This is a genomic window from Mesorhizobium sp. WSM4820, assembly GCF_055811075.1.
The window spans coordinates 71,184-90,406 of the sequence record NZ_JBVVQN010000013.1; the positions used below are offsets into that span (position 1 = coordinate 71,184).

Genomic DNA, 19,223 nt, shown 5'->3' on the forward strand with positions numbered 1-19,223 from the left:
AAACGTTTTGGGCCCATTATGGGCCCAAGACAAGGCCGTGGCCCCGGTTTGTTCCGACTCGATTTGGTTATTTGACAATGCGGAGGTTTGTCCGCCGCTTCATGGCGTCGCGTTTGGCCTCGCGCTCGTTGATGGCACGAGCAATATCAACCGCGATCCGCTTCTTATTGGCCTCGCGGACATACTCATCCGTCACGGCCATTGAGGAATGGCCCATCGCCTCCATAATGGCCCGCGCTTGGATGTTGCATTCAGCGAGGTAGGTGCCGAAGGTGCGGCGCAGGCCATGGAGCGTGTAGCCGCTAGGAATTCCCGCCTGCCGGGTCCAGTGCTGCATCATGCCGGTCAGGCTCTTTTCCGAGAACGACCTGCCATACGCGTTTTTCAAGACGGTACCGCCCTTCGAACGATCGAGCGGTTCTAGAGCTGCTGCCAGCTTGTCCACGACCGGAATGAACATCTCCCGCCCGCCATGGCGATTGCGATTCTTCTTCTGGCGGAAATCGAAGGCCTCGATCAACTCCAGCAAGCCATCGAACAGTTCGATCTCCTCGGTCACAAGATCGTCCCAATCGAGGGCGGCGATATCGCCACGCCGGTTCCCGAGCCAGAAGCCAAGCGCGTAGCAGGTGCGCGCGGCTGTGCCCACAGGGTGTCGCTCTTCGAACTTTTCCCGGATTGCGATCGGCCAGGCCGGGTTCTTGGTCGATTTGGGTATACGCACACGGATGGATAGCGAGGGATCATCCTGCGGTTTGATCCATTTCTCGACGTCGGTCGCGACCCACAGGAGCTTCTTGATGGCGACCAACATGTGTTTTGCCACAGTCCGATTTGTCGCGAAGACGCCCTCGATAATCGTCCGCAGCCGATCCGCGTCCAGGTGGTGGACCGGAGTATCGCGCCAGGTAAGCGGATAGCCGGAATCGACCTGCAAGTTAAGAAAGCGTTCAATTAGCCGCGCATTCTTTTTCTGCGTCGCTTCATCAAAATCCAGCCATTCCATCGTCGATTCAAGCCGGCGCGCGGCATGGCCAAAGGTTTTTGGCAGTGCCCGACCGGGCAAATCGACGATAACTGCCTTCCTGCCTTGACCCTGCGTGGCCTTCTCATAAGCCGCCTCGAACTCGGGATCGCCTGGCTTACCGGGAAGGCGGATTTCGGGCATGCCTTTTGCGCGGTAACGATAAGCTACCTTGCCGTTCTTGAGACGCGAAGAGACCCCAGGGTAGCGCGCATCCTTGAAGGGCCTAGCCATCAAACGCTCCTTCCAGACTTCTGCCGCCGGTTCTCGACGCGCGGGGAGTTCTCCAGCATGGCCTGTAGCGAAAGGGTTTTGCTTTCGATGGCAACGCGCAGGAGCACAGGGTAAGGGAAGCCTCTGCCTTGCTCTATGCCTTCGAACGTGCGTTTCGGTATTCCCAGCACCTTAGCTGCGGCTTCGGCAGTGAATCCCCCCTTGGCTCGCCAGGCTTTCACTTCTTGGGCAATCTTCTCATTCTCGTTCACGTCACGCCTTCCTAGCAGTCACCAGTCTACTACGCCTATAGCGTATTCACAATGAACGTAGTGCTATCTTTTTTGCCCGTCTCGCCTGCTTCGCTCTAACAGCTCTTGGAGACCGCCGTCTTCGTCCGGCAACGAGGTGAAAGCGATGTCCAGAGCTACACGATCCCAGACGGCGCGGCTGTTGATGCGCTTAGGCTTCGGCATACGCCCATCGGCAACCATTTCGTCGAAAAGCGTCGATCCGATACCGATATAACGAGCTGCGTCCTCACGAGAGAGACCTCGTGGGGGATACGAGAATGCGTCACTCTTCATGGACGCTGCCTCGTCCCCGATACTCCGGGGCGTGTTGGTGTCGAAGTACAAAGCCGCATCTTGGTTGCCATTTCGAAGCGACGAGATCGTGCTTACTTAAATAAGAGGAGCCCCGTTAAGCGGAAGCGGCCTGACTAGGTCCGTTCGGCGCAAACTGGCAGCAACGTGTGAACCGGATGGATCACGGCAGCAGAGCGTTTCTAAGCGGACTCGTGGCACGACCGAGGCTAACCACCTGCGAGTGCCTGGCTGGCCCTCTTGCGCAGCCTCGCTCAGTGTCGAACTCGGCACCGTTATCCCGAGGGCTGTCGAAAACCGCCGTCACAGAGTTGGCTCTCTTAGGTGCTGAAACGGATATTTCTAATCTGTCGGGTTTAACTCATCCCTCAAACTTTAGATGGACCAATGCAATTTCGGCTCCTCGATCGAAGTCGACGATCGCGCCGCACAGCGATTGGCAGCTTTGCGCCAAAATTAAAACCATCCCTGACGTGATTACTGATCGCGGGCCTTCTCGGCGCAGTGGTAACGCTAGCATTCTCATTCTGGGAAGCGAGAGTGAACCGTCGTGCCACATCAGCCGCTATCTATCTTGCGGTCGTTCTATCGATGCGGGAAGAGTAGAAGGCCTCTGACAAAGCCTCTCCTGATGAGCAAGAGGATCATTTAGCGGAGGTCCTGAACCTCACCGCGATCGCCTGTGGGATCGCGGCTGACGGGATCCTTGCCGGTAGAAGCACGAGCATACTTTTAGAGAGCGAACGCTACCGCGCACGACGATTACGACAGCGGGCCAAGGAACGCTCCGCTGACAGCCCTCGTGGCCATGCATAATCCCCGAGGTTGAGATCACCGTCGCCCTTTCCCTTAAGGGTCCAATCCAAGCCTTCGGCGGCCTCAGTGTTCGAGCGCTACCAAGCTATTGTCTTTCCGGGGCTCTAAGCTACAAGTCGCCGCAGAACAGGCTCAACCCATCATGACGGACTTCTTCATCAGCTATACGCATGCCGATACGGCGTGGGCCGAATGGGTCGGCTACGTGCTCGAGGAGGCGGGATTCACCGTCATCATCCAAGCTTGGGATTTCCGGCCAGGAAGCAACTTTGTGCTGGAGATGCAAATGGCGGCTGCCGAAGCAGACCGCACAATTCTGGTGTTGTCGCCTGATTACCTGAACTCGCAGTTCGCATCTTCGGAATGGGCGGCAGCCTTCACGAGCGATCCTCAAGGACTTAAGCGAAAACTGGTCCCCGTTCAGGTGCGGCTCTGCCAACCGGTCGGGCTGCTGACCTCACTCGTGCAAATCCGCATCGCCGATATAGCCGAGGATGCCGCACGGACAACCTTGCTCGCCGGCATCGACAGCAAGCGCGCGAAACCGGCTACACGGCCGCGTTTTCCGGGCGTCCCCGGCGCCGCACCACACAAGGATTTCCCAGGACCAAGCGATCAGGATTCTACCACTGGGTCGCGTCTGGCGAGTATCATTCCAGCCCTCAAGCGCGCCCCCACCGACGTCGACAAGCGGCGCTTCATCCGCGATTGCTTTGAAACAATCAAAGCACTGTTCGAAACGAACCTGAAACTCGCCCAGCAGGAGCCGCGCATCGAAATGGATTTCCAGTCTGTCGCCGCCGACTTCCGGGCCGAGCTTTTCGTCGACGGCAGCAGCAAGTGTACGTGCAGGGTTTGGATGGGGGGCATGCTCTCGGACAACGGCATTCAGTTCTCCGAAGATCCGCGCATCAATGATAACAGCTTCAATGAGCTCCTAACGGTAGGACACGAAGGCGGCCTCTATCTCGTTGCGACCATGGCGATGGGGATGTCCGAGTTCGAAAAGTCTATCAACGTGAAACGGATGACCGCTAAACAGGCTGCCGACTATCTCTGGCACCGTTTTACGTGGCGGCTGGCGCAATAAAGACGTGGCTTGTCACTGCAGAGTAACGGGGGGCGGGAACGCGAGGGTCGGGTCCAGGGGATCCTCGCCCGGTCTCGGTCGGCTCGATACGACCGAGGCGCGCTCCGCGCGGTTTACCAAAGTGGGACATCAATTATCGACGCCGGTTCTACAAGTTCGTAGCCGAATTGTCGCTTTAGCCGTTTAACGATCTCGTCCTTAGACAACCGGCCCTCTTCGCTGTCAAAGGCCGTGCAGTCCACGTTCCGGCCCTTCTGCCGGGCCTCCTGCGCGGCCTTGTGCCACCGTGACTCATGCAGGAGCGGGCCGACCACTGCGAAGTTCCCCTTATCGCGGTCCATAATGTAAAGGAAGAATCGATGTTCATCGCTCACAGGGCACTCCACCTAAATCGGCCGCCACAGGTTCTGTTGCTTGACGGGGCCCAGTCTACTTACATAAGCAACACGAGGCGAGGCAAAATATCCGGGGCCGTGCGGCTTGGACTCGGGACGCGAGGGTCAGGTCTACTTCCAGCGACGTCCTCTTCGGGCCCATCAGCAGGGAATGGTCGACATCGAGTAATCCAGCGAAGCGGGACGCCACCTATCAGATCGGGCAGCGGTTGGTGATCCGGGATACGGGCGTGCTCCGGTTCGTGGACCTCGTCGAACGGCTCGGCATGGCTCTTATTGCGAAGGTGTAAGGTCAGAATACGTCGACCATGGCACCTTTCGAGCTGGTTTGGATACGGACCCGGCCATCTTTGCGGGTGCTGAGGACGCGCCGGCGCTCCCCGTTCAGCTCGAAACCCCGGCATCGGCTCTGGTACCAGCTCACTGTTTCCTGTGAGGCGTATTCCTTGCCGGAGTCGGAGATCACGACAAAGGCCGGAGAGAGGCCAGTCTCTTTGAACAGACGCTCGCTGCACCCGTTGCGCCTGCCATGGTGGGAGGCAACCAGGATGTCCACTTCACCCATGGCCGTCCGGAAACTCTCGCGCTCCAGCAGCCGCTCCCACCCTGCAACTTCCATGTCGCCGGGAAAGCAAATCGTTACGCCGTGGCTTTCAATGATCGAGACCAGGCTGAGGTTATTCTCATCCTCGAACTCCACCGGATAGCGGTTCCAGAAGCTGCGGATTTTGAAATCGCCATAATCGATGTTGCTGGTGACGGGGCCGGTGTACCTGGTCATCATATCCGCGAGCGCATCAATACCCCTGCCGATGCCGCCGATTTCCTTCAGGTACCGTAGGTTTTCGGCCGAAACCGAGGGGTTTTTCACCAGAGTGCCGATGCTGACAGCCGAGACCAGGTTGTGCAGGTCGCTCGCATGGTCTTCGTCGAAATTGGAAATGATGAGCTTGTCGAGATGGGTGATGCCCCAGCTCGGCAGATAAGCCGACGGCCGCCAGTTGGTGGTCGAGTTGTGGCCGGCATCAATCAGGATGTGCCTGTTGGTACTCGTGACGATGTAGGAACACTGCCCGTGTTCGACGTCAAAAATCCTGAGGTCCATGGCTCAATTGCCCGTGCTCGCGGTATTGCGAGCCGCGGCGCCCTGCTCAAGCTGGATCTTGTCACAGGTCGCGAGCAACGCTGTTGCGTACTGGGTTCCCGCTTCCAAAACCCACCCTTTCGTCACCACAAGGATCCAGATGAGCGTCGCGAACGCGTTCACCGCTATGGCTGACAGCACGGCCGGGCCGAGCGGCGTCAAATTTGCAATAGCGGCTCGCCACTCATGCTTCTGGAGAAGATCGATGAACCTAGGATTGTTGTAGATGATGGCACCTACGAAGGCCAGCAAGGTAAAGATACAGACGGTTATGCCGATCGGCTTGAGTCCCCGAAGGTTGCGGCGAAAGCCGTACTGGGCATTTTCGCGGTTCACCATCGCGAACTCCTTGCCTCTGGCCCGTTCCTTAAGCCAGATCACGGCCGAATCGTAAACGGCATTGGCAGCGCCAGGGTCCGAGGCCTCCTGCGCAGCGGTCGGAAAAGCCGGCAGGTCCGGCACAGCCGAGCCGAGGAACGCGTGATAGCGCTGGCGGGTATGCACATCGAGTTCGCTGGTGTGGCGCAACAGGATCGTTGTTGGCCAGCCACCCCATCGTTTGCGCAGCCCAGGTTCGATGCGTCGTCCCTTGGTTCGCGCCCACGATCCGAGGGCATAGAGCAACCCGCAGGATGTGGCGATCGTGAGAAGCGTTGCCGCGACACTCGATACGATCAGCCAAGGGAACCATGCCATGACCGCCAGTAAGGGCGGAAAGATCGTCAACAAGCCCGGGAACAGCCGGGCTTGGCGACCGTAGCCGTCGAACATCTGCGCAATGTCAGTGGTGAGAGGAATTGCCATGGCTATTCCTCGTATTCGTCGGGATAGGCGGCCGCGGGAACTGCGGTCCATCCCCGGTTGGGCGCGTTCTCATAGGAACAAAGGCTTTTTCCTTCCGTCATGTAGAGATTCGCCCCGCGATGGATCATCGCGCGCATCACAACTTTTCGCGGATGATCCTCATCCTCCTTGGCCGAGCTGACGATTGCCGTGAAATGCCCCTGAGCGGGCTGGTTCTCGAGGCGCGGGCCGACGATTGCATCCAGCAATTCGGACGTCAGATTGCGCCGACCGCCGTGATGCGGAACTTGGAAGCGATCAATGCCCGGAAGCGTCAGGCCCGCGAATGGGGCATAGTTAATGACTTCAGCCAGGCCATCCCGGCCGGTGTCCGCCGTCAACAGGATCTTTTTGCCGCAGAGCAGGGCGAACTGCACCACGCTCATCTCGTTTTCATTGCTGGTATCCTCGGCCGGGAACGCTTCGGCGCCCCATGCCGCCCTGATATATGCGACAGCGCTCTTCGCCTTCTCGACCAGCGTGGTGAAGAACCCGCCGACCGCAGATTCTTCCGTTTTTGCCTCCGGCGTCTTGTTGGACGTGACGACGAGGTCCATGAAACGGGCACGCGTGGGTGCCATGACGCGGAACGCACCGATCGATGCGCCCTGGAATGGCTCGCGAATTTCAATCCCCTTGTCGAGGGCCATATCCTCGAGGGCGGCGAGATTTGCATAGGCAGACCGCAGCGCGGAACGCAGTCGGCCGACGCTCTCGTAGGTCTCGAATCTCCCTATAAGCTCGTCCGCGTACATCCACGGCCGCAGCATCCACAGGACACCGACCTGGAAATGCTCCAGGATGGCGATCAAGCCGCGTGCGTGGTCACCGTCGTTATGGGTGGCCACGACATGATCGATGAATGCGGGATTGCCGTAGTGCGCAACAATATGATCCCGGAGGGCGTTTCCGGTGGTTGCGTAGCCGCCGTCGACGACGTGAATATAATTCGCGCCATCTTTCTCGTAGCGCAGCGCTATTGCGTCGCCACTCTTCTTGGTCTCTACACCAAGAAAGTCGATCTCAAAATAGTCTGCCATGTGGTTCCCCCTCGGCCCCTTAAAAAATACTGCAAAAGCCTTCTCTCACAAAGTTGTCGTAAAATGTGACTTCGAACCGCCAGTTGCAAGGGTGCCTATTCACAAAGTATGAAGTAGAAATCACGTTGGGCACTCGTCTCACTCGAGCACATCCGGGCACCGGGCGTGCCCGAACAGTGTGCCCTCGCATCGCGGCCGAGCCAGAACTCGGGCATATGTCCGCTTCGCGACGCAAACGGGACGTTCACGATGCGTGGAGGACAGCGGGCTGGCTGCATACCTAATTGAGATTACCCGCGCGTTCCGGCGTTCTCAATTTTTCCAGATAATCTGCCCACCACTGCATCATCTTGACGCGCTCGTCCCAGTGCTCCGCCCGAGCATAGGCGCGCCGAACGTCGTTATTTTCAATATGAGCCAGTTGTCGCTCTACGGCGTCTGGATGCCACTTGGCGCATTCGTTCAACAGAGTTGATGCTGTTGCTCGGAAGCCATGGGCCGTTGCTTCATTCTTGCTGTACCCCATGCGACGCAGGGCGGCGTTGAGTGTATTGTCGGAAATCGGACGGGAAGGCGATCGCACGCTTGGAAACAGCAGCGTCCCGGCGCCGGACATTTTTTTAAGCACGGCCAGGATATTCAATGCCTGCGTTGAAAGAGGAACGCGGTGCGGTCGTCGCATTTTCATTCGCGCTTCCGGGATAGTCCATACCGAACTTTCGAAGTCGAACTCCCCCCATTCGGCAGCGCGAAGCTCACCGGGGCGGGGAAACAGCAGCGCCATCAACATCAGAGCCGCTCGGGTTGCGGGCTGTCCGTCGAATGTCTCGATCGCACGTAGCAAGCCGCCCAATGCCTTCGGATCGGTAATGGCGGCACGCGGCGTGACCCTTGGCCTGATGAGCGCGCCCCTCAGCGCGGACGTTGGGTCAGTGTCGGCGCGTGCAGTGGCGATGGCGTATCGAAAGACGCTGCCAATGGTCGAGCGCAGCCGCCTGGCCGACTCGTATCGACCGCGCACCTCCACGCTACGAAGGGCTGCAAGGATAGTGGCCGCATCAATGTCCCGAATGCACTTGTGCCCACAGGCGGGATAGGCGAAGTCGAGTAGCCATTTAACCTTGGTGATAGTCCGGTCGGCACGTCCCTCTTTCTTCAGCTTGTCCACATATTCCTCGGCGATCGATCGAAAGCTGTCCTTTGCCGAACCGACCTTTCGCAACTTGCGTTCCTGTGCGGGATCGATGCCAGTTAGGAGGAGACGTTTGGCGTCATCGCGCGCCTTGCGTGCTTCGGCGAGCGAAATAAGGGGATAGCTGCCCAACGCCAGAAGCTTCTGCTTGCCGTCAAATCGATAGGCGAGGCGCCATAGGCGGGATCCGGTGGGCTGCACCCAGAGCTGGAGCCCGCCACCGTCAGACAATTTCAATAGCTTGGTAGCAGGACGGGCATTTCGGCATTTCACGTCGGAAAGGGCCATTTGTGGGACACCTCCCTTTGGCTGTTTCGATACCATCAGGATGTCCAGTACCAACGGAAATACCAGCCCTCCGCCCCGTTGGATCAAATACGCCGAAATTCCATGAAACGCGCTCAATCGCGCCATTCTTCCCAAAAAGATGAACGATTTCAGTCACTTGTGGAAACAGAAGCGTAGAAGCTTCGGCGAAAGGGAGTGTCGGGAGAAGAGGGGATGGTGCCCAGAGGCGGATTCGAACCACCGACACGCGGATTTTCAGTCCGCTGCTCTACCAACTGAGCTATCTGGGCCTGTTCCGGCACGCGGGCAGTTCTGCACGCCGGATTTCTTGAAAGCGCCGCAGGCGCCCCTTGAAAGCGCGTGGGTTATAGCACGGGAATCCGGCCTGTCCAGCGCCTAAGCGTTGATTTCAAGCGGCAAACGAGCAATCACTGGACAGCTCGATTCATGGGACGCGGTCGAAGTCACCAAGCCGTGCCGAACAGCTTCATTTGGGAGGGTCGTTGTCCGTTTCGTCCTCGTCGTCGCGGCCCGGAATGACATAGGCGCCCTTGAGCCAGCGGTTGAGGTCGATGTCCTTGCAGCGCACGGAGCAGAACGGGTAGGTCTCGCGCGCCGACGGCTTGCCGCATTCGGGGCAGGGCCGCTTGGGGCGCAGCGGCGTGACCTTGTCGTCCGCACCCGAGTTCATGGCCGAACTGACTGCCAGTTGGCATGCACCTTGAAGCCCTCGCCGGCCAGCAGCGCCACCGTCTCATAGAGCGGCAGGCCGACGACGTTGGTGTAGGAGCCGACAAGCTTGACGACGAAGGCGCCGGCCAGACCCTGGACGGCGTAGCCGCCGGCCTTGCCGCGCCATTCTCCCGAGGCCACATAGGCGTCGATCTCGGCGCGCGGCAGCCGCTTGAAACGCACCCTGGTCTCGACCAGCCGCTGGCGCAGCTTGCCGCTCGGCGTAACCAGGCAGATGCCGGAATAGACCCGATGCGAACGGCCTGACAGCAGTCCGAGGCAATTGACGACGTCGTCGAACGTTTCGGCCTTGGGCAGGATGCGCCGGCCGACGGCGACCACCGTGTCGGCGGCCAGCACGAAGCTCGGTGCATAATCCTCTTCCGTCTGCAGCGAGGCCAGCGCCTTTTCGGCCTTTTCCTTCGACAGGCGCTTGGCCAGCGAGCGTGGATGCTCGGCGCGCAGCGGCGTTTCGTCGACACCGGCCGGCAGCACGCGGTCCGGCTCGATGCCCGCCTGCTGCAGCAGTTCGATCCGGCGCGGCGAACCCGAGGCAAGCACGAGCTTCTGCAAAATGCTCATCGCGATCCCGGCCGAGCTCTGACGATCTTACTTGAAACGGTAGGTGATGCGGCCCTTGGTCAGGTCGTAGGGTGTCATCTCGACAAGGACCTTGTCGCCGGTCAGCACGCGGATACGGTTCTTGCGCATGCGGCCGGCGGTGTGGGCGATGATTTCGTGTTCGTTTTCAAGCTTCACCCTGAACATCGCATTGGGCAATAATTCCGTGACGACACCCGGAAACTCGAGGACTTCTTCCTTCGGCATTCGATACCTTTGCTTGGATGGATTCCCAGCGCCTAGAGCATGATGCCGAAAAGTGTGAAACGGTTTTCGGACGACATCATGCTCTACTTCTTGGATTTAGAGGCGGATTCAGATTTCAGGTCGAACAGACCTGAAATCATCCGACTCTAGCCGGAATTTGGGCGGAACCTATATGATAATCGTGCGCTTGTGAACATGCTTAAATCAGCCCGGTTTCTCTGTTTCCGGCGCCAGAAAACGGCGGCCGATCCGCGCCTTCAGCCGTTCGCGCACCTCGCGATAGGCGGCCATGATCTGCTCGCGCGTGCCGCCGACGCCAGTCGGGTCCGGCATCGGCCAATATTCGACGTCGACGGAAAGCGAGCGGGTAAGCTCGAGCGCGGTGTGATGGGCTTCCGGCGACAGCGTGATGATCAGGTCGAAATAGTCGTCCTCGAGATCGTCCAGTGTCCTCGGGTGCCGGTCGCCGAGCGAAAGCCCGTCCTCGGCCAGCACGGCGTCGACGAACGGGTCGCGTTCGCCGCCGCGCACCCCGGCCGACGCGACGAAGGTCGCGGCCGGAAGCACTTTGCGCGCCAGCAGTTCGGCCATCGGCGAGCGCACGGCGTTCATGGCGCAGACGAACAGGATCGAGCGGGGCAGGATCGAGCGGGGCATTGGGACTGACAGTTCAGCCTCGCCAGTGCAGTACGCAGACCAGCGTGAACAGCCGGCGCGCCGTGTCGAAATCGATGTCGATCTTGCCGGCCAGCCGGTCCATCAGTGTCTGCGAGCCCTCATTGTGCAGGCCGCGCCGGCCCATGTCGATCGCCTCGATCTGGCTGGGCGTCGAGCTGCGGATGGCATCGTAATAGCTTTCGCAGATCATGTAATAGTCCTTGACGATGCGCCTGAGCGGCGTCAGCGACAGGATGTGGGTTACGACCGCCGCGCCATCCTCGCGCGCCACCGCGAAGACCAGGCGGGATTCGGCCAGCGACAGTTTTAGCCGGTAGGGCCCGGCACCGTCGTCATTGACCGGCTGGAAGCTGTTTTCCTCGATCAGGTCGAAGATCGCCACCGCCCGCTCATGCTCGACGTCGGGCGTTGAACGGCCGATCGATTCGTCGAGTTCGACATCGATCAGCCTGGCACGGGTTCGATCGTAGTCCGCCATGTCAGCTACATATTCAGCCGGATGGCGACGGAGCGTCCATGCCCGTCGAGGCCTTCCGCTGTGGCCAGCGCGATGGCCGCCGGCGCCAGCGCCCGCAATTGCTCCGGCCCGAGCTTCAGGATTGAGGTGCGCTTGACGAAATCGAGCACCGAAAGCCCGGACGAGAAGCGCGCCGAGCGCGCCGTCGGCAGCACGTGGTTGGAGCCGCCGACATAGTCGCCGATGGCTTCCGGCGTGTGGCGGCCGAGGAAGACGGCGCCGGCATTGCGCATCCGCGCCAGGAAGGCTTCCGGCTCGTCGATGGCAAGCTCGACATGCTCGGCCGCGATGCGGTCGACCAGCGGCAGCGCCGCCTCGATTCGGGGGACGTGGATGACGGCGCCGAAATCGCGCCAACTCGCCGCCGCCGTCCCGGCGCGCGACAGGTTTTGCAACTGGCGTTCGACCGCCCGTTCGACCGCCGCGCCGAAGTCAGGATCGTCGGTGATCAGGATCGACTGCGCCGACACGTCATGCTCGGCCTGGGCAAGCAGGTCGGCGGCGATCCAGTCCGGATCGTTATTGCCGTCGGCCACGACAAGCACTTCCGATGGCCCGGCGATCATGTCGATGCCGACCGTGCCGAACACCTGGCGCTTGGCCGCCGCGACATAGGCATTGCCGGGGCCGACGATCTTGGCGACCGGCTTTATCGTTTCGGTGCCATAGGCCAGCGCTGCGATCGCCTGCGCGCCGCCGACGCGGTAGATCTCGGTTATGCCGGTCAGGTCCGCCGCCACCAGCACCAGCGGATTGATGATGCCGCCGGGCGCCGGCACCGCCATGACGACGCGCTCGACGCCGGCGACCTTGGCCGGCACGGCGCTCATCAGCACCGAGCTTGGATAGCTCGCCGTACCGCCCGGCACATAGAGCCCGACCGCCTCGATCGCGGTCCAGCGCGAGCCGAGCTCGACGCCGGCAGCGTCGGTATAGCGGTCGTCGTTCGGCCGCTGCCGCTCGTGATGCGAACGGATGCGGTCACGGGCGAATTTGAGCGCCTCGATAGTCTGCGGGTCGGCTGCATCGTAGGCCTTGGCGATGTCGTCTTTCGACACGGCAATGCCGAGGCCTTTCAGGTCGGCCTTTTCGAATTTCTGCGTGTAGTCGATGAGCGCCGCGTCGCCCTCGGCGCGGACCCGCGCGATGATCGCGCGCACCACCGCGTCGACGTCCTCCGAGACCTCGCGCTTGGTCAAAAGGAACGCGGCAAACCGCGGCTCGAAATCGGCATCGGACAGACGAAGCGTGATGGCCATCTTGTGTGCTCAGGCTCTGTGGAAGGGGCGCGACGTCGCTTCCCAGGCGCCGCCAGTGTCAGCCAGCCGCGCCTCGATGCACTCGACATCGAGCATGATCGCGCCACCGCCTGAAAAGATCAGCTCGACAATGCCGGCCGGCTTGTCGAGCGCGACGAAGCTGATCGCCAGCAGCGACAGCACCTCGTCCGGCTTGTCGCGTGCAATGCCGCTGGTCTTGGCGCCCAGCACCCGGTCGAAATGCAGCACGCTTTGCCGCCGTTCATTGTGCTGGCGGAACAGCCCCGATTTCGCCTCCCAGACGAAGCGGTTCATCGTCATCACGAAGCGCTTGACCGCCGGCATGTATTCGAGGTCGCCGACCTTGAGCACGGAGTCCTGGACATGGGCCGAGACGATGCTCAGATCCTGATCGTCGAGCGCGACAAGCTTGAGAAGGTTCATGCGGAGTTCGCACCTGCGAAGGTTACATCGGTTTTCTGTTAGGCGGTCTTGGCGATCCGTGCAACCGCGCCGGAAGTCTTGGCTGGGTAATCGCCCGGGGTCGGCGCTGTTCATCACCTTGGCTTCCAGCATTGGTAGTTGGCGAAAGCGGAAGGATCATCCGATCTCCCCCCTTGCGGGGGAGATGTCCGGCAGGACAGAGGGGGGTGGGAAGGATCGCCACTTTCGACTTCTGTCTTCCCCGATCTTGGAAATTCAACTGCGTGAGCTGTGATCGTTGATAGGCCGGAGGGACACTACCCCCCTCTGCCCTGCCGGGCATCTCCCCCGCAAGGGGGGAGATTGGACGCTTCGCCGATAGCGCCAACCCGGCAATGTTTAAGGTGCCACGGCAGGCAGGGCAGCGCCGCGATTTGAGGCCCTGGGTTCTGCCGATTTCGCCTACCCCGAAATCCGCTCGATCTCCGCGCCGCAGCCGGACAGCTTTTCTTCCAGCCGCTCAAAACCGCGGTCGAGATGATAGACCCGGTTGACCGTGGTCTCGCCTTCGGCCGCCAGGCCGGCGATGACCAGCGACACCGAAGCGCGAAGATCGGTCGCCATCACCGGGGCGCCCTTCAGCTTCGGCACGCCGTCGACGATCGCCGTCTGGCCGGACAGTGTTATGTGGGCGCCGAGCCGGGCAAGTTCCTGGACGTGCATGAAGCGGTTTTCGAAGATCGTCTCGGTGATGCGCGACTTGCCCTTGGCCATCGTCATCAGGCCCATGAACTGCGCCTGCAGGTCGGTCGGGAACGCCGGGAAGGGCGCTGTCGTCACGTCGACCGGCGCAATGCCGGCGCCATTGCGCCTGACACGGATACCGGAATTGGTCTGCGTGATCTCGGCGCCGGTTTGGGAAATCACGTCGAGCGCGGTCTGCAGCAGGTCCGCCCGTGCGCCTTCGAGCACGACGTCGCCGCCGGTCATGGCGACGGCCATCGCATAGGTGCCGGTCTCGATGCGGTCGGGTATCACCCGGACGCGCGCGCCCGACAGCGCCTCGACGCCGTCGATGGTGATGGTCGCGGTGCCGGCGCCGGAAATCCTTGCGCCCATGGCGTTGAGGCATTCGGCGAGGTTGACGATCTCGGGCTCGCGGGCGGCGTTTTCGAGCACCGTCTCGCCCTTGGCCAGCGAAGCCGCCATCATCAGCACATGGGTGGCGCCGACCGAAACTTTCGGGAAGACGTAGCGATTGCCGACAAGACGGCCGTTCCTGGTCTTGGCGATGACATAGCCGGTGTCGACGTCGATATCGGCGCCCAGCGCCTGGAGGCCTTCCAGGAAAAGATCGACCGGCCGCGTGCCGATGGCGCAGCCGCCGGGCAGCGACACCTTGGCCTCGCCCATGCGGGCAAGCAGCGGACCGATCACCCAGAACGAGGCGCGCATCTTCGACACCAGTTCGTAGGGGGCCGTTGTGTCGACGATGTTGCGGGCGGAGAAAGTGACGGTGCGCGAATAGCCCTCCTGCTGCTTTTCGCGGCGTCCGTTGACCGAGTAGTCGACGCCATGATTGCCGAGGATGCGGATCAACTGCTCGACATCGGCCAGATGCGGCACGTTTTCCAGGGTCAGCGTGTCGTCGGTCAGCAGCGAAGCGATCATCAGCGGCAGCGCGGCGTTCTTCGCGCCCGAGATCGGGATGCTTCCGGCAAGCTTGTTGCCGCCGACAATTCTGATGCGATCCATTTAAAGAGCGTCCCCTCGGCCGAAAGGCCGGTTTAATCGGTTGAGTCTGTTGTGGCCCGTCTAAACCATTGGCCGGCTTGGTTCAAGAAACAGGATTCCCGCCCTGGCCAGCCTGTTGATATCAATCCTTTTGCGTTTCCCTTAAGCCGCCGAGCCCGTCCGGCCGCTTGTCAGCCTCGCCAGTGCGTCGCGAGCGCGACTGCGCCTTGCGCTTCTGCAGATTGGCGCGCAATTGCTCGGCGAGCCGGGTCTGGCGGTCAGCTTTTGTCGACGGCCCGCCCTTGTCAGATGGGCCCTCCTTGTCGGGTGGACCCTCCTTGTCAGATGGAATTGCCTTGTCGTTCATGGTTCCGTCCCGGCTGACCCGCTATTCAGGGATAGCCAACATTGTGGCGCTGCCATGTCCGCAAAAGCCGTCGGAGCGGGCTTTCACAGATGGCTTGCACTTGGCCTTGCGCTTGCCGGTTCGATATGGCAGAAGCCCCGCCATCAGCGGCTGCGGTAGCTCAGTGGTAGAGCACTCCCTTGGTAAGGGAGAGGTCGAGAGTTCAATCCTCTCTCGCAGCACCAGTTTATCCCATTGAAATCGCTCGAACCCTTGACACGCAAGGCTCTCGTGATCGCTGCAGATTCCTTCAACGGAATTGGTTGGCACAAGATCGACAAGCGCAGCGCCTTGACATCGACGTGTATCCATTCCCATACGATGAAGGTGATGTGCGACGAGATTCAGGCTCCCACGGCCAGAACAGGTCATAGCGCCCGGGAATCAGCCATGCGTGCGAACATCCTGGCTGCACAAACCATGCCGGCTGGGATTTTCGCGAGGCCTGGCAAGCCTCGCGCAGGTTCTGCTTCGAACATCGCGCCGAGAGGGAGCGGTTTCTTTTAGAACGTCAACCAATCCGCCATCCCTTCGCGTCTGAAGCCCTACCGGGTTTGACGTCGATCAGCCTCGTGCCGCCGAAGGATTTCTACAACGCGATGGCAAGACTTTAGGCATGTCACCGTTTCGCGGTGTCAGCATCCCGCTCGTCGCGTCTGAGGAACTCGCTGGTGACCGTGCCGAGTTGGTTTTCCAGCCAATCTGCCATCGCCTCTTCTTCGCGGAGGTTTTCTTTACACGCTCTTTGGGTCTCGGAGTCGCCGACCTCGCCGGCTGCGGCAATGAGCATTTTGTAGCTGGCGATTTCCATATGCTCGAATGTGTAGCTAGCCAGTGATCCTTTCATCACCTCGTCGCCTGCAAACATGCCGCTGATGTTCTGTCCGATGGCGATTAGCTTACCGCCAGCGTCCTTCAGCGTCGAAGATCCGTCGCCGATTCGATCGAGGCATTGTTCAAGACGTTTTGCCTGTTGCCTCGTTTCTTCGAGATGCATGTTCATCCGGTCGCGAATCTCGGGATAGTTTTCGAGACGCTCGATTTGGCCGCTCAACATGGTCTCGGCTTGTTCTTCCATGGCGTGAGCGTCGCGAAGCCACTGCACCAGACGTTCCTTGGAGTCTGTCATGTCTGTCTCCGTTGGTCAGCATTGTCTTACTGCCATCGCAACGCTGCCACAGACCGTTAGTTCCGATCGCCTGCAAAGCGCAGTCGATACCCGGCGGTGACCACGACCACCCGTCCCGCAGGTCGCTGCCTCCCCGGCCAAAAGCCCCTTGAAGCGCGACATTAGCGTTAGCAATAGCGCTCTGTGAGCAGTGGGCGTTGCCTGGTAGGCGCCGGCCGGCAGCTTTGGTCCGCCGCAGGAACAAGCTCCAGAGGTTAGGGCGGTGAGTATCTCAGATCAGAGTGGCCCGAGGACAAATATGGCCAGTAGGGCAACAAAAAGCACAGCGGTGATCACGGCGCCCCACATGAGGACCCTTCCTGTGCCGCGTTGCTCTTCCTCGCGAGGTATCTCTTTCGCCATAGCACGCATCCTTTTTGAGAAGTTCGGTGACTCAGCAACGTGTCTTGCGGAGGCTGGTTCCCGGCAGCCATCTTGAACGGATCAGCTTTCGGAGGGGCCTATTGATGCCCTGGTTCATTTGGATATTCCCTTGGACCCACGCCATGGGCGCGCTTTCGCTAGAAGTCCATGCGAGGGACGCCGGTTATGGCACCGAATTCTCACTGCTAATTTAGCTGGAAGTGATGGAACCTGTTTGCCCCCGCCAAGTTCGATAGGCAATGGAGGAGATTGCCACCATGAACAGTGTCATTTATCTCATCGGCCTTGTCGTCGTCGTGCTTGCGATCCTCTCCTTCCTCGGATTCCATTAGGAGATACCATGCAGCGCGAAGACGATCAGGGCCGTAAGCCGGCCGATTTCGAAACAGCCAAAAGCGAACTGTCCGAGCGGTTCCAGCAGGAAACGCAGACCGCGACAGAGGCGCTACACGACGCTCGCGACGAACTCGCCAGGAAGGCGGGCGACTACGCTGCTGAAGCGAAGCAGGCGTTGTTCGACAAAGCCGAGGGAACACAGCGCGATATCAGCTCCAACCTGAAGGCCTTTAGCGGAGCCTTGCGAGCAGCAAGCGAGCATCTGGCCAATAATGATCAACGGACCGCTTCGAAGTTCACCCTCGATGCCGCCGGCTCGCTTGAACGCCTTTCGTCTTCGTTGAAGGATAAACCATTCGAAGATGTTCTTGGTGAGATGCGGTCGTTCGGCCGCGAAAACTCAGGGGCGCTGATAGCCGGCTCAGTATTGGCAGGATTGGCGCTGGGGCGGTTTATCAAGAGCTCGCCGCCATCTGCCCGCACCGAAGCACAGCGTCGATCGGGAACAGACCGACGGTCCGGAACGATTTCGAACACGGATAAGTCGGCCACGCGATCGGCAGAGGCACCTGACACTACGCCGCCCCCCTTCAATCAGCCCAGAGACGACAATCAGCCAAGAGACGACAGGGCCGGCGATGACTTGGCCGGTGGAGAATTGGCCGGCGAAAGCCAGGAGCGGAAGCCATGAACAACAATCAGGAAAGTCGCGGCCTGGCTACCCTCGTCAGCGATCTGGCACAGCAGGTCACAGCCCTGCTCCAAACCGAAAGTAGGCTGTTGCGGGCCGAAATGTCGGAAAAAATCAGCAAGGCCGGCGCAGGCGCCGCCGAGGTTCTGGCCGGCGCCATATGCCTTCTCGCGGCCTTGATGGTGCTTTTGCAAGCACTCGTAATCGCCCTGGCGAGTGCCGGCCTAGGAGCGGGATGGTCCTCGCTGCTGGTCGGGATCATCGTCGCGGGACTGGGGATCATTCTCTTGCGCTCTGGCACGAAAAACATGGCTCCTTCCGAGCTGACGCCCGATCGCACACAAGACCAACTGAAGCGCGATGCACGCGTGATCAAGGATCAAATGAGATGAGCGACAAATCCGCAGCCGAGCTTGAACGCGATGCCGACATCGCCCGGGCCAAAGTAGCAGACACCGCCGAATCGATCCGCAGCAAGATGACACCGGGTCAATTGCTCGACGAATTTACCGGAATCCTTTCCGGCGGCGAGGGATCTGCCATGCTTGGCAACCTCAAGTCGCAAATCAGGGACAACCCGTTGCCGCTGACGTTGATTGGAGCCGGCCTCGCCTGGCTGATGCTCGGCAACGGCCCTTCGGCCACCAACTCAGCTGCCGCTTATCGGACAGGCACGGCTCGTGACGCGTTCTCCGACCGGCGCAGCGATGAATTCAGCCAGGGCAGCGAAGCGTCCGGAATCGGGGCGATGCTCTCGGATACCCCCGGTTCGGTCACATCAGCAGCAAGCGGCGCGGCCGAAGCTGCGGCAAACGCCGCAACGGGCGCCAAGGAGAGGGTAACAAACACCGCCGACCAGCTCGGCTCAAGCGCCAGCGACATAGCGGCTCGGACGCGCCAATCGGCACAAGAGCTCTTCGAGCGCGAACCGCTGGCTATCGCCGCATTCGGCCTTGCGCTGGGCACTGCCATCGGGGTGATGCTGCCCCACACAGCCACAGAGGATGAACAACTTGGCGCCTACCGCGACCAAATTCGCGACAGTGCGGAGGAGGTTTTCGAAACGGGCATGGAGCAGGCAAAGCAAGTTGCCGCCGAGGCCTACGAAACGGTCAAGGAAGAGGCCGACCGGCAAGGCTCGGGTGGAGATGCCGACACGCTAGCAGGCAAGGTCGGCAAAGTTGTGGAATCGACCGCAAACAAAACCGAGGAAGCCATTCGCGATCGTTTGCCGGGGTCGTCGGACGAGTCGTCTGCAAGCCCATAGCATCGCCACCAGCCTGAATGACGGGCTTGGTCCATAAGGATGTCATCCGGCATTGTCGCCGGTCGTTGGGCAACCAGTCCGAAACCAAGATCGCACGATATTTGGAATCAAGGTTAGTCGGGTTGCCTCCCCGACCGTAACCCTTGAAGC

General features: G+C 60.5%; 21 protein-coding genes and 2 tRNA genes. 5 read left to right on the forward strand and 18 right to left on the reverse strand.

The window, feature by feature from the left end:
* Positions 1–67: 67 nt before the first annotated feature.
* The 3 genes from AC0L2R_RS21090 to AC0L2R_RS21100 all read right to left on the reverse strand — a co-directional run bounded on the left by AC0L2R_RS21090 (position 68) and on the right by AC0L2R_RS21100 (position 1,824).
* Positions 68–1,258: a site-specific integrase gene (locus AC0L2R_RS21090; protein ID WP_473511311.1), complete on the reverse strand. Its 1,191-nt coding sequence runs from the start codon at positions 1,256–1,258 to the stop codon at positions 68–70.
* Positions 1,258–1,509, reverse strand: a complete 252-nt coding sequence (locus AC0L2R_RS21095) for a helix-turn-helix domain-containing protein (RefSeq protein ID WP_473511312.1) — start codon at positions 1,507–1,509, stop codon at positions 1,258–1,260. The genes AC0L2R_RS21090 and AC0L2R_RS21095 overlap by 1 nt, the downstream gene beginning before the upstream one ends.
* Positions 1,510–1,572: 63 nt before the next feature.
* Positions 1,573–1,824, reverse strand: a complete 252-nt coding sequence (locus AC0L2R_RS21100; protein WP_473511313.1) for a helix-turn-helix transcriptional regulator — start codon at positions 1,822–1,824, stop codon at positions 1,573–1,575.
* A 976-nt stretch (positions 1,825–2,800) separates the two neighbouring features.
* Between AC0L2R_RS21100 and AC0L2R_RS21105 the strand changes: the two genes are divergently transcribed.
* Positions 2,801–3,748, forward strand: a complete 948-nt coding sequence (locus AC0L2R_RS21105) for a toll/interleukin-1 receptor domain-containing protein (protein WP_473511315.1) — start codon at positions 2,801–2,803, stop codon at positions 3,746–3,748.
* A gap of 687 nt (positions 3,749–4,435) precedes the next feature.
* Here AC0L2R_RS21105 and AC0L2R_RS21110 read toward each other — a convergent pair.
* The 14 genes from AC0L2R_RS21110 to AC0L2R_RS21175 all read right to left on the reverse strand — a co-directional run bounded on the left by AC0L2R_RS21110 (position 4,436) and on the right by AC0L2R_RS21175 (position 15,188).
* Positions 4,436–5,248 (reverse strand): ComEC/Rec2 family competence protein, encoded by an 813-nt coding sequence (locus AC0L2R_RS21110; protein ID WP_473511317.1) that lies wholly within the window; start codon positions 5,246–5,248, stop codon positions 4,436–4,438.
* Positions 5,249–5,251: 3 nt separating this feature from the next.
* Positions 5,252–6,091, reverse strand: a complete 840-nt coding sequence (locus tag AC0L2R_RS21115) for a hypothetical protein (RefSeq protein ID WP_473511318.1) — start codon at positions 6,089–6,091, stop codon at positions 5,252–5,254.
* A 2-nt stretch (positions 6,092–6,093) separates the two neighbouring features.
* The gene (locus AC0L2R_RS21120) at positions 6,094–7,170 is read right to left on the reverse strand and encodes a ComEC/Rec2 family competence protein (protein ID WP_473511320.1); all 1,077 of its coding nucleotides are present in this window, start codon (positions 7,168–7,170) and stop codon (positions 6,094–6,096) included.
* Between the two features lie 280 nt (positions 7,171–7,450).
* Positions 7,451–8,650 (reverse strand): tyrosine-type recombinase/integrase, encoded by a 1,200-nt coding sequence (locus tag AC0L2R_RS21125; protein WP_473511322.1) that lies wholly within the window; start codon positions 8,648–8,650, stop codon positions 7,451–7,453.
* A gap of 214 nt (positions 8,651–8,864) precedes the next feature.
* Positions 8,865–8,940: transfer RNA gene (locus AC0L2R_RS21130), tRNA-Phe, on the reverse strand.
* A 197-nt stretch (positions 8,941–9,137) separates the two neighbouring features.
* On the reverse strand, positions 9,138–9,341 hold the full coding sequence (gene yacG, locus AC0L2R_RS21135; RefSeq protein WP_023803280.1) for a DNA gyrase inhibitor YacG: 204 nt from the start codon (positions 9,339–9,341) through the stop codon (positions 9,138–9,140).
* Positions 9,338–9,964 (reverse strand): Maf-like protein, encoded by a 627-nt coding sequence (locus AC0L2R_RS21140; RefSeq protein WP_023803279.1) that lies wholly within the window; start codon positions 9,962–9,964, stop codon positions 9,338–9,340. The genes yacG and AC0L2R_RS21140 overlap by 4 nt, the downstream gene beginning before the upstream one ends.
* A gap of 27 nt (positions 9,965–9,991) precedes the next feature.
* A complete protein-coding gene (gene infA, locus AC0L2R_RS21145; RefSeq protein ID WP_006200926.1) occupies positions 9,992–10,210 on the reverse strand; it encodes a translation initiation factor IF-1 in 219 nt (72 codons plus the stop codon).
* Between the two features lie 204 nt (positions 10,211–10,414).
* A complete protein-coding gene (locus tag AC0L2R_RS21150; protein WP_084833935.1) occupies positions 10,415–10,867 on the reverse strand; it encodes an arsenate-mycothiol transferase ArsC in 453 nt (150 codons plus the stop codon).
* Between the two features lie 13 nt (positions 10,868–10,880).
* Positions 10,881–11,366 (reverse strand): UPF0262 family protein, encoded by a 486-nt coding sequence (locus AC0L2R_RS21155; protein WP_023803277.1) that lies wholly within the window; start codon positions 11,364–11,366, stop codon positions 10,881–10,883.
* A 5-nt stretch (positions 11,367–11,371) separates the two neighbouring features.
* Positions 11,372–12,664 (reverse strand): histidinol dehydrogenase, encoded by a 1,293-nt coding sequence (gene hisD / locus AC0L2R_RS21160; protein ID WP_473511323.1) that lies wholly within the window; start codon positions 12,662–12,664, stop codon positions 11,372–11,374.
* Between the two features lie 9 nt (positions 12,665–12,673).
* Complete coding sequence (locus AC0L2R_RS21165) at positions 12,674–13,108, reverse strand: DUF2948 family protein (RefSeq protein ID WP_473511324.1); 435 nt, start codon at positions 13,106–13,108, stop codon at positions 12,674–12,676.
* A 441-nt stretch (positions 13,109–13,549) separates the two neighbouring features.
* On the reverse strand, positions 13,550–14,842 hold the full coding sequence (gene murA / locus AC0L2R_RS21170) for a UDP-N-acetylglucosamine 1-carboxyvinyltransferase (protein WP_023800240.1): 1,293 nt from the start codon (positions 14,840–14,842) through the stop codon (positions 13,550–13,552).
* Between the two features lie 121 nt (positions 14,843–14,963).
* Positions 14,964–15,188, reverse strand: coding sequence for a hypothetical protein (locus AC0L2R_RS21175; RefSeq protein ID WP_473511326.1), 225 nt, complete (start codon positions 15,186–15,188; stop codon positions 14,964–14,966).
* 149 nt (positions 15,189–15,337) lie between these two features.
* On the opposite strand from AC0L2R_RS21175, the gene AC0L2R_RS21180 reads away from it, so the two are divergent.
* Positions 15,338–15,412 (forward strand) — tRNA-Thr (locus AC0L2R_RS21180).
* A gap of 434 nt (positions 15,413–15,846) precedes the next feature.
* Here AC0L2R_RS21180 and AC0L2R_RS21185 read toward each other — a convergent pair.
* Positions 15,847–16,356 carry a ferritin-like domain-containing protein gene (locus tag AC0L2R_RS21185; protein ID WP_027155497.1) on the reverse strand — a complete coding sequence of 170 codons (510 nt, stop codon included), beginning with the start codon at positions 16,354–16,356 and terminating at the stop codon, positions 15,847–15,849.
* A 763-nt stretch (positions 16,357–17,119) separates the two neighbouring features.
* Here AC0L2R_RS21185 and AC0L2R_RS21190 point away from each other — a divergent pair.
* The 3 genes from AC0L2R_RS21190 to AC0L2R_RS21200 are packed head-to-tail and all read left to right on the forward strand — an operon-like array spanning position 17,120 to position 19,073.
* A complete protein-coding gene (locus AC0L2R_RS21190) occupies positions 17,120–17,806 on the forward strand; it encodes a hypothetical protein (protein ID WP_473511328.1) in 687 nt (228 codons plus the stop codon).
* Positions 17,803–18,198, forward strand: coding sequence for a phage holin family protein (locus AC0L2R_RS21195; protein ID WP_473511329.1), 396 nt, complete (start codon positions 17,803–17,805; stop codon positions 18,196–18,198). The genes AC0L2R_RS21190 and AC0L2R_RS21195 overlap by 4 nt, the downstream gene beginning before the upstream one ends.
* Positions 18,195–19,073, forward strand: a complete 879-nt coding sequence (locus AC0L2R_RS21200; RefSeq protein ID WP_473511331.1) for a hypothetical protein — start codon at positions 18,195–18,197, stop codon at positions 19,071–19,073. The genes AC0L2R_RS21195 and AC0L2R_RS21200 overlap by 4 nt, the downstream gene beginning before the upstream one ends.
* Positions 19,074–19,223 lie beyond the last annotated feature (150 nt).

Bases quoted from the DNA above. Each gene is read 5' to 3' on its own strand.
- AC0L2R_RS21090 (WP_473511311.1), bottom strand. From the start codon at position 1,258: ATGGCTAGGCCCTTCAAGGATGCGCGCTACCCTGGGGTCTCTTCGCGT.
- AC0L2R_RS21100 (WP_473511313.1), bottom strand. From the start codon at position 1,824: ATGAAGAGTGACGCATTCTCGTATCCCCCACGAGGTCTCTCTCGTGAG.
- AC0L2R_RS21105 (WP_473511315.1), top strand. From the start codon at position 2,801: ATGACGGACTTCTTCATCAGCTATACGCATGCCGATACGGCGTGGGCC.
- AC0L2R_RS21110 (WP_473511317.1), bottom strand. From the start codon at position 5,248: ATGGACCTCAGGATTTTTGACGTCGAACACGGGCAGTGTTCCTACATC.
- AC0L2R_RS21115 (WP_473511318.1), bottom strand. From the start codon at position 6,091: ATGGCAATTCCTCTCACCACTGACATTGCGCAGATGTTCGACGGCTAC.
- AC0L2R_RS21120 (WP_473511320.1), bottom strand. From the start codon at position 7,170: ATGGCAGACTATTTTGAGATCGACTTTCTTGGTGTAGAGACCAAGAAG.
- AC0L2R_RS21125 (WP_473511322.1), bottom strand. From the start codon at position 8,650: ATGGCCCTTTCCGACGTGAAATGCCGAAATGCCCGTCCTGCTACCAAG.
- yacG (WP_023803280.1), bottom strand. From the start codon at position 9,341: ATGAACTCGGGTGCGGACGACAAGGTCACGCCGCTGCGCCCCAAGCGG.
- AC0L2R_RS21140 (WP_023803279.1), bottom strand. From the start codon at position 9,964: ATGAGCATTTTGCAGAAGCTCGTGCTTGCCTCGGGTTCGCCGCGCCGG.
- infA (WP_006200926.1), bottom strand. From the start codon at position 10,210: ATGCCGAAGGAAGAAGTCCTCGAGTTTCCGGGTGTCGTCACGGAATTA.
- AC0L2R_RS21150 (WP_084833935.1), bottom strand. From the start codon at position 10,867: ATGCCCCGCTCGATCCTGCCCCGCTCGATCCTGTTCGTCTGCGCCATG.
- AC0L2R_RS21155 (WP_023803277.1), bottom strand. From the start codon at position 11,366: ATGGCGGACTACGATCGAACCCGTGCCAGGCTGATCGATGTCGAACTC.
- hisD (WP_473511323.1), bottom strand. From the start codon at position 12,664: ATGGCCATCACGCTTCGTCTGTCCGATGCCGATTTCGAGCCGCGGTTT.
- AC0L2R_RS21165 (WP_473511324.1), bottom strand. From the start codon at position 13,108: ATGAACCTTCTCAAGCTTGTCGCGCTCGACGATCAGGATCTGAGCATC.
- murA (WP_023800240.1), bottom strand. From the start codon at position 14,842: ATGGATCGCATCAGAATTGTCGGCGGCAACAAGCTTGCCGGAAGCATC.
- AC0L2R_RS21175 (WP_473511326.1), bottom strand. From the start codon at position 15,188: ATGAACGACAAGGCAATTCCATCTGACAAGGAGGGTCCACCCGACAAG.
- AC0L2R_RS21185 (WP_027155497.1), bottom strand. From the start codon at position 16,356: ATGACAGACTCCAAGGAACGTCTGGTGCAGTGGCTTCGCGACGCTCAC.
- AC0L2R_RS21190 (WP_473511328.1), top strand. From the start codon at position 17,120: ATGCAGCGCGAAGACGATCAGGGCCGTAAGCCGGCCGATTTCGAAACA.
- AC0L2R_RS21195 (WP_473511329.1), top strand. From the start codon at position 17,803: ATGAACAACAATCAGGAAAGTCGCGGCCTGGCTACCCTCGTCAGCGAT.
- AC0L2R_RS21200 (WP_473511331.1), top strand. From the start codon at position 18,195: ATGAGCGACAAATCCGCAGCCGAGCTTGAACGCGATGCCGACATCGCC.